The following is a 13,571-nucleotide window of genomic DNA, read 5'->3' as shown; positions in this document are numbered from 1 at the left end:
GGCGGGCAAAGGATGGAAGTGGGATAAACTTGTCTAATATATATAGCAGTGGGGGGAATCTGTTGCTTTTTGTTCAATTTTTGAGATAATTACTTCCGCATTGTTGTCTAGAATGGCCCGAGTGGGCTATTCAACATTGCAAGTCATTTAAGTTATGCTGATGTACATAGAGTTTAATCAATTTAATATTGAGCACAGAAAGGAACGAAAATAATGAAAAAAGTCGTATTAATGTTAGTCCTATTTCTATTACTGATGCCGGGAGCAGCGTTTGCGCATACGCATCTCGAGAGCTCATTGCCTGCCGATGGGGAAGAGATCACCGCAGAGCTGACAGAGGTTCAGCTGACCTTTGAAGGACCGATTGAGCAGCTGAGCACGGTAGAAGTCGTAGGTGAAAATGGCGATAAGGTAGAGCTGGCTTCAACGGAAGTTGAAGGAAATGTGCTTACGGGAACCGCAGCTGCTCCGTTTGCGAATGGCAAGTATACAGCGAACTGGAAGATTATCGGGGAAGATGGCCATGAAGTCACAGGCAGTGTTGCGTTTACCGTAAATGCACCTGAGACAGCGCCGGAAGCAGATGCACCGCCTACAGAGGAGAATAACGGAGATACTCCCGTATCTAATGAGGATCAGGGAACAGAGGAGCCTGCTGCGGATACAAGTACAGAAGCTCCGGCAGGAGAAGCAGCTGAGAATACGGCAGAGACTGCACAGCCTGAGACAGCATCCGGCTTTAACAATACAGCTCTCTGGATTGGTATTGTGGCTGCCATTGTAATTGCGGGTGTTTATGTAGCGATGCGTAAGAGAGGTAAAAAATAAACATGTCTTTCCTAAGCGATGGACTATTATATATCTGCTATGCATTTCTAATGGGGAGCCTGCTGGTGCAGCTTGCACCGGCAGGCTCTAAACCGCTGGTAGAGATTCCGCGCTGGACCGTTAATTTGAGCATCGTCGGCATTATTCTGCTTGCGTCTGCTCCTCTCCTGCAGATCATCATAAGATTTGGGCCGAGCATCGGTTATGGTCAAGCGATTTCGAGTGTATTATTTACTTTCAAAGAAGGCAGAGCGTATTTAATTGTCGTTGGATTATGTATCCTGCTCCTGCTCCAATTCCTGCTATTCAAGAATTCACTGCAGGAGAAGAAAGTACTGTATCCATCGGTATTGATTACTGTTTGTATCATTGCGATCTTCGGATGGTCCAGCCATCTGGGGGCGATCGCCGGGCTTAAAGGAGCGGCCATACAGTTTCTGCATATGCTCGGTGTAGCGGTATGGATTGGCATTCTGCTTGTGATTGCCTGGTTTACACAAGAGGCGAGGAACTGGCCTGCATTTCTAAAATGGTACACACCTGTGGCGATTGCCGGTGTGCTCATGATTCTGGTCTCCGGTCTCATGACCATGTCTTACACGACACCGGAGTATGTGAATTCCTGGATACTATCCTATGGCCAAGCACTGCTAATGAAACATCTGCTGTTCATTCCGCTGATCGTGTTTGGTTTTGGCAACGGTTTTATTTATAAGCACAAATTAAAGTCCAATCCTAGCTTTAATCCGATTCCTTGGCTTCGAGCAGAAGCTATTATCGTGATTCTCGTCTTCGGCTTCACGGCATTTATGAAGCTGCAGACACCTCCGCATGAAGTGGCGGAGACGCTTAAATACAGCGAACCGTCCGCTATGTTTACAATGCTGCATCCGGAAGCGAGTCTTCCGCTATCCATCAGCCTAACTGCCTGGGCCTTGATCCCCGGGATCATTGCGCTGCTCAGCCTTGGAACCATCGTGTATTCGTTCCGACGGAATCAATCAAGACCTGGCAGCTCCCTGATAGCAGGACTTGTGTTTGTCATGAGTGCCTACGCAGCAGTGATGCTCTGTGTACAATAAAAAAGAAGGCATAATTCGAAGCCCCTTACGTCAGGAGCAGGTGTACATCCATGAGATGAATCCGTCCTTTTGAACGAAAGGGGCTTTACCTAGACAACGGGTCCTTTTGTTTACAAATGAAGGAGGGCAGATATAATTATATTCATGGAACCTATAATGATTCATAAAGTGTTATCGAATGAGACGCGTCGGGATATTCTTGAATGGCTCAAGAATCCGGAAGAGCATTTCGGCGAGAAGTATCATCGTCCGCCGGGTGGTGATGTATCAAAGGGTGTATGTGTCGGAGATATTCAGGTCAAGGCTGGACTTGCCCAATCGGTGATCTCAAGCTATCTCCTTGCGATGCAGAAGGCCGGGCTGCTCATATCGGAACGAGTGGGACAGTGGACGTATTACAGACGCAATGAAGACGTCATTAAGCAGTTTTGTGAAGAGCTGACAAACAACTTATAAAGAAAGGAGTCCGTTGTTTTTATCATCTATTTTTTCGGATATGTGGATTTTAGCTGGCAGTTGGAAGTGCCAAGTGTTGAATTCTGACCTTGCACGAAAATATGTTATAATGGGCCGGATATAGAGAGGATGTGAGGTAACATGGTACGTTTTGGAATTATCGGAACGAATAAGATTACGGTTCAATTTATTGAAGCGGCATCGACTCTTCCTGATTTTAAGCTGACAGCTGTCTATTCTCGTACAGAGGAGAGAGGACGAGAATTTGCGGAACAGCATGGTGCGGAGCACGTATTTACTGATCTTGAGGAAATGGCCCAAAGCGATGTGCTGGATGCGGTATACATAGCGAGTCCGAACTCGTATCACAGTAAGCAGGCTGTTCTCTTGATGCAGCACGGCAAGCATATTCTCTGTGAGAAGCCAATGGCATCCAACAGCAAAGAGTTAGCAGATATGGTTGCTGCGGCAGAAGCCAATAAGGTTGTGCTCATGGAAGCGATGAAGTCAACGCTTATGCCGGGGTTTAAGGCGATGCAGGAGCATATCCTTAAGCTTGGACAAGTGCGTAAATATATGGTGAACTACTGCCAGTATTCATCTCGCTATGATGCTTACAAGCAAGGGGACATTCAGAATGCATTCAAGCCTGAGTTCTCCAATGGCTCACTCATGGATATTGGGATCTACTGCATCTACCCGATGGTGGTATTGTTCGGCCAGCCGGAGAATGTCAAAGCGACAAGTGTCATGCTGGATTCGGGAGTAGATGGTGAAGGCAGCATCGTGCTTCAATATAAAGATATGGAGGGTGTGATCAGCTATTCCAAGATCACCAATTCCTATTTGCCTTCGGAGATCCAAGGTGAAGAGGGCAGTATGATCATTGATCATATTAACGTACCCGGAGCGGTCACCTTACGATATCGAAACGGCGATTCCCTGCAAATATCTGAACTGGACGAAGCACCAGCCATGAAGTATGAAGCGGAAGAGTTTATCAGGCTCGTTCAGAGCGGTGAGCTTCAATCGGTTAACAATTCACACCAGCATTCCAGCATAACGATGGAAATTATGGATACCGTTCGCAAGCAGATCGGACTCGTATATCCTGCTGATCGCTGATGCTGGGAGATTAAGCAGAGATTAAACACAAAATAACCCGGAACGCGAGAAGGTCAGCGCTACCGGGTTATTCTTAATTAAGAGCAACTAGAGAATCGTTAAGTAACTCCGTTGCTTGCTCTGGTGATACATTCCGAGCATAAATAAGCTCGCTGATCACGAGCTTTCGCGCATTGTTCAGCATGTTCTTGTCTGACCATCCTAACGTTTTGCGAGTCATCAAATTACTTAGGTCGCGGATAACTTGAATCTCCATACAGATGTCTCCGGTTTTCAGCTTGCCGAGCATCAGTTGTTGTCTTGTGTTCGGATTTGAAGGGATATCCCCGCATTCTTCTTGAAAAATGGCTTTGGCCAGCATCAATGTTGCTTCATCACTGATGCAGCGAATTCCTAGAGAATCTACTTTCGCTACAGGGATAGATACATTCATAAGAGGATGGTCAATGCGGACCTCAAAGTACCATTGCTTCTCCCCAAGAATTTCTTTTTCTTCTAAAGAATGAATAAAGCCTGCGCCGTACATTGGATAAAAAACACAATCTCCTACTTGATACATGAATAAAGACTCCTTTTCTCTAAGATCTAAAGATGTGAACTTTTAATGGAGTGAAAGCATCAATAATCGCAATCATAACGACATCGATTAAGCCAGATGACGATCTTATCCTCCAACAACTTTGCTTGAGACTTGGAGCTTAATATACAAGATGACCGAGGCATCTCCTTCTATTATATCATACCCTTGTTTTAGTGATGGATCAGGTAAATATCGGAAGCTGAAGGAGAGGAATAGTCAACGCAAAAAAACCAAGCCCAGATCAAATTTGACCTGGGCTTGGTTTGGGTACTGACCATAATTTTATAACATTTAAAGCGTCGCGTTTGTTTTGTTATTCTCTACGGACAATTGCTCTGGATAACCGTAAGTTCCGTGCTCACTCATATCCAGACCGATCAATTCTTCCTCTTCTGATACACGAATTCCGATCGTCTTCTTCATTACCCACAAAATTGCATAGGATACGATGAAAGCGTATAGTCCACAAGCGATAACACCCATAGCCTGAACACCTAACTGACCGAAGCCGCCGCCGTAGAAGAGACCCGCATTACCAACACCCAGTTTCTCAACGAGCTCTGGAGTTGCGAAGAAACCAGTGGAGAGTGTTCCCCAGATCCCTGCTGTACCGTGAGCGGAAAGTGCTGCGATAGGATCGTCGATACCCAGGTTTTCAAACATACGGATACTGAAGAATACGAGAATACCAGCGATAAGACCGATCACAATGGCTGCCCAGGAATCTACATAAGCACAAGATGCAGTAATCGCAACGAGACCTGCAAGAGCACCGTTAAGCATCATGGATACATCTGCTTTACCCATAACAGCCCAAGCGATCAGAAGGGCGGCTACGGCACCGGCTGCTGCACCGAGCTGCGTATTGATAGCGACATATCCGAAGAAGTTACCATCTTCAACCGTAATCGTACTGCCGGCATTGAATCCAAACCAGCCTACCCAGAGGATCATGACACCGAGTGTAGTGAAAACTTGGTTATGACCAGGCATATTAAGAGGTTTGCGGTCTTTATTATATTTACCGATACGTGGTTTGAGCAGGAGTGTTGCTGCAAGCGCCGCACAAGCACCTGTCAGATGGACAACGGTAGATCCGGCGAAGTCTTGATCTCCGTGGTCTGCCAGCCAGCCACCGCCCCAGATCCAGTGTGCGATAACCGGATATACAAGGATAGAGAACAGTGCTGCGAAGATTAAGTAAGCGGACAGCTTAGCTCTCTCTGCGAAGCCGCCCCATGCAATGGACATTGAGACTGCTGCAAAAGCCAGCTGGAAGATGAACATAACGGTAGGTGCTACTGTGCTGTCAGCCGGAACCTCCGGTTCGTTAAAGAAGAAGTAATCTCCCCATCCGATGATTGAATTACCTTGACCACCAAAAATAAGTGCATATCCGACTGCCCAGAATACTACAGACACAATACCAACTGTAAAGATCGTTTTACCTGCGACGTGCCCGGCATTCTTCATCCGAGTCGACCCTGCTTCGAGCAGGATAAATCCGGCTTGCATGAACAGTACAAGAATAGCTCCGAGCATTACCCATACGCTGTTGATTCCGATTTCCATCTGATCCACTCCTTGTGTATGATGTGTGATGCGCCCCTTCTGACTTCTTAACATCCGTTACTTCAACCTTAATCTGTAAATCACAACCTTCAAGATAGCCGAGTCGCTTCAAAATAGAATGGTTATGGCACAAGCGAGTGTCGAACTCCCCTTGTTTCATGAAATCAGTCTATTCAGCTGCAAAGGTAATGACTTGGCCGTTGAATCATAGACAACCTTCCTCGCCAGGATCTGAACGTTCATGTATTCTGCAAGAAGCTGAAGCAGTGTATGTATCATGATTCGTCTCCAGTCGGTTAGTCACCAGTGAATCTCAGAAGATTTAAGGTTCCTTATTTAAAGGCTCTGACCGTATTTTAGGTGCAAAAGCACTTGTTGTCAATATATCTAACATAAGAACTTTTATATTTTCTTGTTTTTTCATAAAATTTGCATAATTATTTGCACTTTATCACCTATATTGTGAAGACGACATACGAATTGACCTTGTAACTCCGACTTTTGTTTGAATTTATAGAATGGCAATTAGCCCTATATTTGAGTTTATATAATGGCAAATAGCCGGTTCAATTGATAGAATAGTTAACATGAAGCATCATTTATACAATTGTTGAAACGAAAATAAGAGATGAACGTATTATTGTTACGTTATTTTCAGTAGAATGTATGTAAGTAGTTAGAGCTTTTATTCAGTTAGAGAGGGATGCGGCTGCATGGAACAAGAGAAGGTGTGGCCAGACAGGTTCAAGAGATTTTTTCTTAACAATAAATTTGTGTTGTTCCTGCTGGTCGTTTTATTAGTTGGGCTGAATGTAATGGTGTTCAGCAAAATATCTTTTATTTTTCTCCCGATTGAAGTATTGCTCAAGACGATTATACTGCCCATCATATTGACGGGTGTTGTATATTATCTGCTTAATCCGATCGTGGATATGCTCGAGAGACGAAGAGTGAAGCGTGTATACTCCATACTTATTTTATATCTGCTGATCGCAGCAATTATTACTATTGTTGTACTCGCGGTTATACCGGTTGTTCGTCAGCAAATTACGGATCTGGTTAAAAACTTCCCTGTCTATTACGAGAATGTTGTTCAACAATTTGAACAATTCATTGGCACAGGCTACTTAACGCAGATCGAGAACACGCTCCGCATTAATTTTAACGATATTGTGGGAAGTCTGTCTGAGCGGGTGAGTACTATTGTGGATTCGACCGTTACGGGAATCGGCGGCTTCCTGGGTGTACTGACCGAAACTATTCTGGCTATCATTACGGTGCCTTTTATTCTGTTCTACCTGCTGAAGGACGGGAAGAAGCTTCCTGGCTATTTGCTGTCTTTCTTGCCTACCAATATCCGTGGCGGCACTTCCAGAGTACTTTCGGAGTCCAATCATCAGATCAGCTCGTATATTCGTGGTCAGATTATCGTCAGCTTCTGTATCGGTGTTCTGCTATACATCGGCTACATTATCATCGGACTTGATTATGCATTGATCCTTGCGGTCATCGCAGCTTGTACCGCGATTGTACCTTATCTTGGTCCGGCTATTGCCATCACGCCTGCGCTCATCGTCGCAGCGGTGACTTCGCCGATCATGCTGCTCAAGATGATTGCAGTATGGACGATTGTACAGCTCGTTGAAGGTAAGTTTATTTCACCTCAGATTATGGGCAAATCGCTCAAGGTGCATCCGATTACGATTATCTTTGTTATTCTGACAGCGGGCAATCTGTTTGGAGTCGTCGGAATTCTGCTTGCTGTACCAGGCTATGCTGTACTGAAGGTGGTATTCACCCACCTCTTTAATTGGTTTAAGAACCAATCGGGACTGTACGGTCCGGAGAGCAGGGAAGACAGCTACAAACGTTAAGTGTATTAAGCAGCAGATTTTCTCTTTTTTTATAAAAATAAAGCGCTCAGGGTATCAGGGCTGTACAGCCTGATTCCACTGAGCGCTTTTTTTGCTCTATTGAATCCATTTCATCAAAAAGGTGAATTAGAAACTCTATATACCCTTGATTTAAGCAGTTAAAGATATGATGAAATTAATCCTATTCATGCTTAATATGCTGAAGCGTCTGGATAAAAATTTGCTCAATATGTCCGTCATCAAGGGAATAATAGACGGTCTTACCTTCTTTGCGACGCTTGACGATACGCATGTTACGCAGGGAGCGCAGCTGATGAGAGATAGCAGACTGGCCCATTTCAAGCAGTACAGTCAGGTCGTGAACGCATAATTCGCGCTGCAGAAGCGCATCTATAATCCGGAGACGTGTAGGGTCGCTGAATGCCTTGAACCAATCCGCCATTTGCACCGAAGTTGGTTTATCCATTAGGGACATCTTCGTCTGGTCAAGCTGGGCCTCGGTTCCGAAGCAGGTAGGCTCGCATTCCTCGACGACAGGGGTTGCCTTTTGTTCTTTCATGTATATCACCGCCTCTTTAATAGCTCTATTATAGCCAAAATCAGGCGGTCTGCATAAAGATAAATTTGAAGAACACAAAAGATTGACTTCTTTTTGACCCGGTGCATATAATGGATTCATAACATATGAATGATTGCTCATATATTGATGTTGTTCGGTGGGAAGAGGAGATGACACATGGTGAGTACAAATACAAGTCAAATAAAAAAAGAACTGCTTCTGGAAGGGCTGCATTGTGCCAATTGTGCCCGTAAGATTGAAGAAGGTGTAGGTAAGATCGGTGGAGTCTCCTCCGTTGCTGTCAATTTTGCAACGACGAGAATGAGTATCACCGCCGATGCTGACAGATCAGCGGAAGTGCTCACTGAAGCTGCCAAGAAAGTGAGAAGCATTGAGCCGCATATTCGTGTTTCCGTAATCGAGCCGGCAAGTGCAGCAGCTCATCGTCATAAAGATCATCATGACCACGCAGCTTCACACGCTGAAGAGCATGCGGACGGACACTCACATGCAGGACATCAGCATGACGCAGGAGCGGCTCAGCTGTGGAAACGCGGCGCACGCCTTGCCGTCGGCACAGCGCTTGCAGCGTTAGCTGCGCTCGTACCGATGTCAGGCTATGCTGAGATTGGTTTATTCATCCTTGCGTATCTCTTGGTCGGCGGTGATGTGGTATGGCAGGCGGTTCGCAATATTTCAAGGGGACAGGTGTTTGATGAATATTTCCTGATGACCATTGCAACGATTGGCGCCTTTGCCATTCAGGAATATCCTGAAGCCGTCGCTGTCATGCTGTTCTACCAGGTCGGTGAAATGTTCCAAAGCCTTGCGGTAAACCGTTCTCGAAAGTCGATTCAATCACTAATGGATATACGTCCTGACTACGCTAATCTCGAAACAGCGGAGGGTGTGGTCAGAGTGTCACCAGAGCAGGTGAGCATTGGCGACCGCATCGTTGTAAAGCCAGGCGAGCGTGTACCGCTCGACGGGAAAGTCATCAGCGGAACCTCCATGATGGATACTTCCGCTCTTACAGGAGAATCTGTTCCCAGAGAAGCTCAGCCAGACAGTGAAGTGCTTAGCGGCTTCGTGAATCTGAATGGTGTGCTTACCATGGAAGTATCCAAGGATTATAGTGAATCAACGGTGTCTAAAATTTTGGAGCTTGTTCAAAATGCAACGAGCAAAAAAGCACCGACAGAGACGTTCATTAATAAATTTGCGCGTGTCTACACGCCAATTGTGGTCATTGTTGCCGCATTGCTGGCTGTAGTGCCGCCATTCGTCATCAGCGGGGCGGAATTTGCCGATTGGCTCTATCGTGCACTGGTCTTTCTGGTTATCTCATGTCCATGTGCGCTCGTGGTCTCCATTCCGCTGGGCTTCTTCGGAGGGATCGGGTCAGCCTCAAGGGCAGGCGTGCTAGTGAAAGGCGGCAATTACCTGGAGGCGCTGGGTGATGTAACAACGATCGTTTTTGATAAAACGGGTACGCTGACAGAAGGCGTATTTCAGGTTACTGGCCTATATCCTGCAGATAACGCGCAGCAGAATCCAGAAGAGCTGCTCAAGTATGCAGCCTATGCAGAGTATCATTCCAATCATCCGATTGCTGAGTCGATCCGAAGCGCATATGGTCAGGAGCTGAATCAGGATCGGGTCGGAAGCTATGAAGAATTAAGCGGTTATGGGATCAGGGCTCTGCTTGACGGTACAGAGGTGCTTGCGGGAAATAAGAAGCTTATGGAGCAGCACGGAATTTCTTACGCTGAGCCTGTGCAGCACGGTACCGTGGTTCATATCGCAATAGGCGGAAGCTATGCAGGACACATTGTTATCTCGGATAAGGTGAAGCAGGATGCGGCAAGAGCTATCAAGGAATTGAAGGCACTCAATATAACGAAGACGGTCATGCTGACCGGGGATGCGCGTTCCGTTGCGCGGTCGGTGGGAGAGGAGCTCGGAATCGATGAGATTCATGCAGAGCTGCTGCCTGCCGGCAAGGTGGAGCAATTGGAGCGGCTGGTGGAGAACAAGCCGGCCAAGGAGAAGGTCATGTTTGTCGGAGACGGCATTAATGATACACCTGTGCTTGCACGCGCGGATGTTGGCGCAGCCATGGGAGGTCTGGGCTCGGATGCTGCGATTGAGGCCGCTGATATCGTCATTATGACAGATGAACCGTCGAAGATCGCCACGGCCATTCGTATAGCGAAACGGACGAGAGTGATCATCTGGCAGAACATCATCTTTGCTCTTGTGGTGAAGGGATTGTTTCTCATCCTCGGGGCCTTTGGAATGGCAGAGATGTGGGAGGCTGTATTCTCGGACGTAGGTGTAACAGTGCTTGCTGTACTCAATTCCATGCGGATCTTGAAATATAAAGGCTGACCCTTTGCAAGCAGGCCGCAAAAAGCTTATTCTCTTCACTGGGAGAGAATAAGCTTTTTTTTGGTTCAGCCGGCTAGCTTCCGATGGCAGTTTATGCAGCCCGTCAAGGAATAAGATTTAATGCTCTATGCTCCTGCATTTCGCAAGGATTTCAGCTTGTTTGCTTTTCTCCGGCTGCTGCTGATCGTCAACTGGCGGTGCTTCGGAGAGCGCATAATCCAGCGTTTGAAGGCCTCCGTACCGGCTATGCTAGTCAGCATCGGGGATGGGGCATGAATATAACGGAGTGCTGCATACAAGCATGAATTGAGCAGTATATCCGTAAATACAAAATAAGCAATATCTGAGCTGCTCACGATAATGACAGTATACTTTTGCCGGGAAGTATGGGTTATCGTACCTGATCCATATACACCAATAATACGGTATTTCATGGTGCTGCTCCTTTCGTACTTAGGACGAACCGTCCGCACTTTAGTTTGTTTATTGTATGTCCCTTTGGCTTGGCCCTATGTATGCTGTCCTGAACTTAGGTTAGCCCGCTGGGTAATAGAGACTGTGGAGAAGTACAAGAATATCGATAAATGATTGACAATGAGGAGGAAGCAGCATGCGCAAACAACAGTTATACATCGGAGGAGAATGGATAGAAGGGACCTCGTGGAAGACGCTGTATTCCCCTTATTCCGGGGAAGCTCTTGCAGAGATTGCAGTGGCTGGGGAGCAGCATGTCGAAGCAGCGATCGCCAGTGCCGAAAAAGCCTATGCAGTGACCCGGCGTATGCCGGCGCATGAGCGTTCAGCTATATTGAACAAGGTGGTGGATCTGCTCCACCATCGGCAGGAGGAAGCGGCTGCTCTTATAGCAAGGGAGGCAGCCAAGCCAATAAAGGCGGCAAGAGCCGAGGTTAAGCGAACAATTGAGACCTATCGTTTTGCAGCAGAGGAAGCTCGCCGGATCCAGGGGGAATCGCTGCCGATGGATGCTGCGCCTGGAGGAGAGGGAAGAGTCGCTTACACCGTGAGAGAGCCGATCGGTGTAGTTGGGGCCATCACTCCGTTTAATTTCCCCATGAATCTGGTCGCACACAAGCTGGGTCCGGCTGTGGCGGCGGGAAATACAGTGGTACTGAAGCCTGCAGGTCAGACCCCGCTATCTGCTTATTTCATAGCCGAGCTGTTTGAGGAGGCGGGACTGCCCAAGGGGGCTCTGAATGTAGTGAGCGGCAGCGGCAAAACGATCGGAGATTTGCTGGTGTCTGATGAACGGGTCAAGCATATTACTTTTACAGGCAGTCCAGGCGTGGGCAAGGGGATTCGGGAGAGGGCAGGTCTCAAAGGGGTTACGCTGGAGCTCGGTTCGAATTCAGCCGTCATTGTTGATAAAGATATCGACAATCTGGATGCTGTTGCAGAGCGAATTGCACAGGGTTCATTCTCTTATCAGGGACAAGTCTGTATTTCGGTCCAGCGGATTTATGTCCATGAGTCGGCAGCTTCTTCATTTATTGAGCTGCTCAGAGAGAAGACAGAGGCACTGGTAATTGGCGATCCACTGGACTCAGCTACGGATGTATCCGCCTTGATCTCGGAGGAGGATACGAGCAGGGTGCTGGAGTGGATCGAGGAAGCCGTTCATGAAGGTGCTGAGCTCATTACCGGTGGTGAGGTCTCACAACGAGTACTTGCGCCAACGATCATGACCCATGTGCCGCATTCGGCGAAGCTGTCCAGCCAGGAAGTGTTTGGTCCGGTGGTGGTCATTCATGAAGTCAGCTCGATTGAAGAGGCAATTGAGAAGGTGAACGATTCGGTATACGGCCTTCAAGCGGGGATCTATACGAATCATATTCAGCACGCGCTGATGGCCGCTGATTTATTGGAGGTCGGAGGCGTCATCATCAATGATATTCCTACTTTTCGATTGGATCATATGCCATACGGCGGAGTTAAGCAAAGCGGGTATGGACGGGAAGGAATTAAATATGCGATAGAAGCAATGACAGAGCTGAAACTGGTTGTCATGAACCGCGGTATGTAGAAGCTCGTAACACAAATAGCAGGGGGTGGTCCATCCACGCCCTGCTATTTGTGTTGATAGATTTTATATATCGCAAGCTACAGCTGCTCTGCCAGAATGCTCACGAATCTCTCCAAGAACGCCTGATCTTCTTCGTCGAAACGGTTAAGCAGTGGACTATCGATATCAAGCACACCGAACAGCTCGCCATTCTTCACGATCGGCACGACAATCTCACTGTTCGTCGCAGCATCACAAGCAATATGTCCAGGGAAGTCATGAACATTGCGAACGAGCTGAGTCTTGCGCTCCGCTGCCGCAGTTCCACACACGCCGCGTCCAAGCGCAATGCGAATGCAGGCAGGCAGCCCTTGGAAGGGACCCAGCACAAGCTCTGTGCCGTCGTATACATAGAATCCGACCCAGTTAATATCCTTAAGGAATACATTCAGCAGAGCGGAGGCATTGGCCATATTCGCTACAGCATCGGGTTCTTCGTAAATTAAGCCCTTCAATTGATCAATAACAGCTTGGTACTGCTCGCTTCTAGTACCCTCATAAGTCATCGCATGGAACATTTCTTATCACCTTCCGGTATGAATAGGGTATGCCCATTCCATAAATCTTTTCACGTTTTGTGCAAAGTTATGAAATTGACTCACCAGCTATAATTTTGAATGAATATCCTTGTCATTGTAAGGGATTGGCGTTTCTTAAGCAAGAGGATTGGTGAAGTAAATACTGTAATTGAAGTCGGAAAGGGGATATGATTATGCTCGCAGATGTGCAAAACTTATTCATTCGTATTCATATGCTTCATCTCGCTCAAACGGAGGATCTGACGGTTACAGACGTCCTGACACGACTGGAGGCGTTAGATTACCGAGTCGGTGAACGGGAAGTGAAACAGGAGCTGGAGAGACTGACGCAGGAGAACTTTCTGACTTCCCATAATGATCAATTCAGCATTACCGGTGCAGGAATTAATGAATTCAAGGAAATTCAGACGGTTCTGAATACGGTGTGCTCTGAAGTGGGAGAAAAGAATAAAGTGTAGTTTGCAACGGTGGCTTCTTCATTTGGG

Annotated in this window: 14 protein-coding genes; 8 read left to right on the top strand and 6 right to left on the bottom strand. The window is 46.9% G+C overall.

The genetic code is table 11. From position 1 onward, the window contains the following. The first annotated feature begins 213 nt into the window (after window positions 1-213). The 4 genes from BLW49_RS16280 (at window position 214) to BLW49_RS16265 (ending at window position 3,491) form a co-directional block, all read left to right on the top strand. On the top strand, window positions 214-828 hold the full coding sequence (locus tag BLW49_RS16280) for a copper resistance CopC family protein (RefSeq protein WP_090725590.1): 615 nt from the start codon (window positions 214-216) through the stop codon (window positions 826-828). Between the two features lie 2 nt (window positions 829-830). Next, window positions 831-1,910 (top strand): copper resistance D family protein, encoded by a 1,080-nt coding sequence (locus BLW49_RS16275; RefSeq protein WP_090725589.1) that lies wholly within the window; start codon window positions 831-833, stop codon window positions 1,908-1,910. Window positions 1,911-2,054: 144 nt separating this feature from the next. Beyond that, window positions 2,055-2,366, top strand: a complete 312-nt coding sequence (locus BLW49_RS16270) for an ArsR/SmtB family transcription factor (RefSeq protein WP_076314675.1) — start codon at window positions 2,055-2,057, stop codon at window positions 2,364-2,366. Window positions 2,367-2,507: 141 nt separating this feature from the next. Next, window positions 2,508-3,491, top strand: a complete 984-nt coding sequence (locus BLW49_RS16265; RefSeq protein ID WP_076314674.1) for a Gfo/Idh/MocA family protein — start codon at window positions 2,508-2,510, stop codon at window positions 3,489-3,491. 73 nt (window positions 3,492-3,564) lie between these two features. Here the strand turns inward: BLW49_RS16265 and BLW49_RS16260 are convergent, their stop codons facing one another. From BLW49_RS16260 to BLW49_RS29245, 3 genes are all read right to left on the bottom strand, one after another. Further along, window positions 3,565-4,050, bottom strand: coding sequence for a CarD family transcriptional regulator (locus tag BLW49_RS16260; RefSeq protein ID WP_076314673.1), 486 nt, complete (start codon window positions 4,048-4,050; stop codon window positions 3,565-3,567). 312 nt (window positions 4,051-4,362) lie between these two features. Then, window positions 4,363-5,643: an ammonium transporter gene (locus tag BLW49_RS16255; RefSeq protein WP_081872379.1), complete on the bottom strand. Its 1,281-nt coding sequence runs from the start codon at window positions 5,641-5,643 to the stop codon at window positions 4,363-4,365. A gap of 156 nt (window positions 5,644-5,799) precedes the next feature. Continuing rightward, window positions 5,800-5,922: a hypothetical protein gene (locus tag BLW49_RS29245; protein WP_256209788.1), complete on the bottom strand. Its 123-nt coding sequence runs from the start codon at window positions 5,920-5,922 to the stop codon at window positions 5,800-5,802. A 434-nt stretch (window positions 5,923-6,356) separates the two neighbouring features. Between BLW49_RS29245 and BLW49_RS16250 the strand changes: the two genes are divergently transcribed. Continuing rightward, window positions 6,357-7,517: an AI-2E family transporter gene (locus BLW49_RS16250; protein ID WP_076314672.1), complete on the top strand. Its 1,161-nt coding sequence runs from the start codon at window positions 6,357-6,359 to the stop codon at window positions 7,515-7,517. Between the two features lie 181 nt (window positions 7,518-7,698). Here BLW49_RS16250 and BLW49_RS16245 read toward each other — a convergent pair whose 3' ends face one another. Continuing rightward, window positions 7,699-8,076, bottom strand: a complete 378-nt coding sequence (locus BLW49_RS16245; RefSeq protein WP_090725587.1) for an ArsR/SmtB family transcription factor — start codon at window positions 8,074-8,076, stop codon at window positions 7,699-7,701. Between the two features lie 177 nt (window positions 8,077-8,253). Between BLW49_RS16245 and BLW49_RS16240 the strand changes: the two genes are divergently transcribed. Further along, entirely contained in the window at window positions 8,254-10,467 is a 2,214-nt protein-coding gene (locus BLW49_RS16240; protein WP_090725586.1) for a heavy metal translocating P-type ATPase, read from the top strand. A gap of 125 nt (window positions 10,468-10,592) precedes the next feature. Here the strand turns inward: BLW49_RS16240 and BLW49_RS16235 are convergent, their stop codons facing one another. Beyond that, entirely contained in the window at window positions 10,593-10,901 is a 309-nt protein-coding gene (locus tag BLW49_RS16235) for a hypothetical protein (RefSeq protein WP_076314669.1), read from the bottom strand. A gap of 176 nt (window positions 10,902-11,077) precedes the next feature. On the opposite strand from BLW49_RS16235, the gene BLW49_RS16230 reads away from it, so the two are divergent. Next, the gene (locus tag BLW49_RS16230) at window positions 11,078-12,508 is read left to right on the top strand and encodes an aldehyde dehydrogenase family protein (RefSeq protein ID WP_090725585.1); all 1,431 of its coding nucleotides are present in this window, start codon (window positions 11,078-11,080) and stop codon (window positions 12,506-12,508) included. 77 nt (window positions 12,509-12,585) lie between these two features. On the opposite strand, the gene BLW49_RS16225 is transcribed toward BLW49_RS16230, so the two are convergent. After that, on the bottom strand, window positions 12,586-13,065 hold the full coding sequence (locus BLW49_RS16225; RefSeq protein WP_090725583.1) for a GAF domain-containing protein: 480 nt from the start codon (window positions 13,063-13,065) through the stop codon (window positions 12,586-12,588). A gap of 194 nt (window positions 13,066-13,259) precedes the next feature. Between BLW49_RS16225 and BLW49_RS16220 the strand changes: the two genes are divergently transcribed. Beyond that, window positions 13,260-13,544 carry a hypothetical protein gene (locus BLW49_RS16220; protein WP_090725582.1) on the top strand — a complete coding sequence of 95 codons (285 nt, stop codon included), beginning with the start codon at window positions 13,260-13,262 and terminating at the stop codon, window positions 13,542-13,544. The last annotated feature ends 27 nt before the right edge of the window (window positions 13,545-13,571 follow it).

Source organism: Paenibacillus sp. PDC88, assembly GCF_900106725.1.
Lineage (GTDB): Bacteria > Bacillota > Bacilli > Paenibacillales > Paenibacillaceae > Paenibacillus > Paenibacillus shunpengii.
Note: the sequence above shows the minus strand (reverse complement) of the source record. Positions and strands in the feature narration are given on the sequence as shown.

Bases quoted from the DNA above. Each gene is read 5' to 3' on its own strand.
- BLW49_RS16280 (WP_090725590.1), top strand. From the start codon at position 214: ATGAAAAAAGTCGTATTAATGTTAGTCCTATTTCTATTACTGATGCCG.
- BLW49_RS16275 (WP_090725589.1), top strand. From the start codon at position 831: ATGTCTTTCCTAAGCGATGGACTATTATATATCTGCTATGCATTTCTA.
- BLW49_RS16270 (WP_076314675.1), top strand. From the start codon at position 2,055: ATGGAACCTATAATGATTCATAAAGTGTTATCGAATGAGACGCGTCGG.
- BLW49_RS16265 (WP_076314674.1), top strand. From the start codon at position 2,508: ATGGTACGTTTTGGAATTATCGGAACGAATAAGATTACGGTTCAATTT.
- BLW49_RS16260 (WP_076314673.1), bottom strand. From the start codon at position 4,050: ATGTATCAAGTAGGAGATTGTGTTTTTTATCCAATGTACGGCGCAGGC.
- BLW49_RS16255 (WP_081872379.1), bottom strand. From the start codon at position 5,643: ATGGAAATCGGAATCAACAGCGTATGGGTAATGCTCGGAGCTATTCTT.
- BLW49_RS29245 (WP_256209788.1), bottom strand. From the start codon at position 5,922: ATGATACATACACTGCTTCAGCTTCTTGCAGAATACATGAACGTTCAG.
- BLW49_RS16250 (WP_076314672.1), top strand. From the start codon at position 6,357: ATGGAACAAGAGAAGGTGTGGCCAGACAGGTTCAAGAGATTTTTTCTT.
- BLW49_RS16245 (WP_090725587.1), bottom strand. From the start codon at position 8,076: ATGAAAGAACAAAAGGCAACCCCTGTCGTCGAGGAATGCGAGCCTACC.
- BLW49_RS16240 (WP_090725586.1), top strand. From the start codon at position 8,254: ATGGTGAGTACAAATACAAGTCAAATAAAAAAAGAACTGCTTCTGGAA.
- BLW49_RS16235 (WP_076314669.1), bottom strand. From the start codon at position 10,901: ATGAAATACCGTATTATTGGTGTATATGGATCAGGTACGATAACCCAT.
- BLW49_RS16230 (WP_090725585.1), top strand. From the start codon at position 11,078: ATGCGCAAACAACAGTTATACATCGGAGGAGAATGGATAGAAGGGACC.
- BLW49_RS16225 (WP_090725583.1), bottom strand. From the start codon at position 13,065: ATGTTCCATGCGATGACTTATGAGGGTACTAGAAGCGAGCAGTACCAA.
- BLW49_RS16220 (WP_090725582.1), top strand. From the start codon at position 13,260: ATGCTCGCAGATGTGCAAAACTTATTCATTCGTATTCATATGCTTCAT.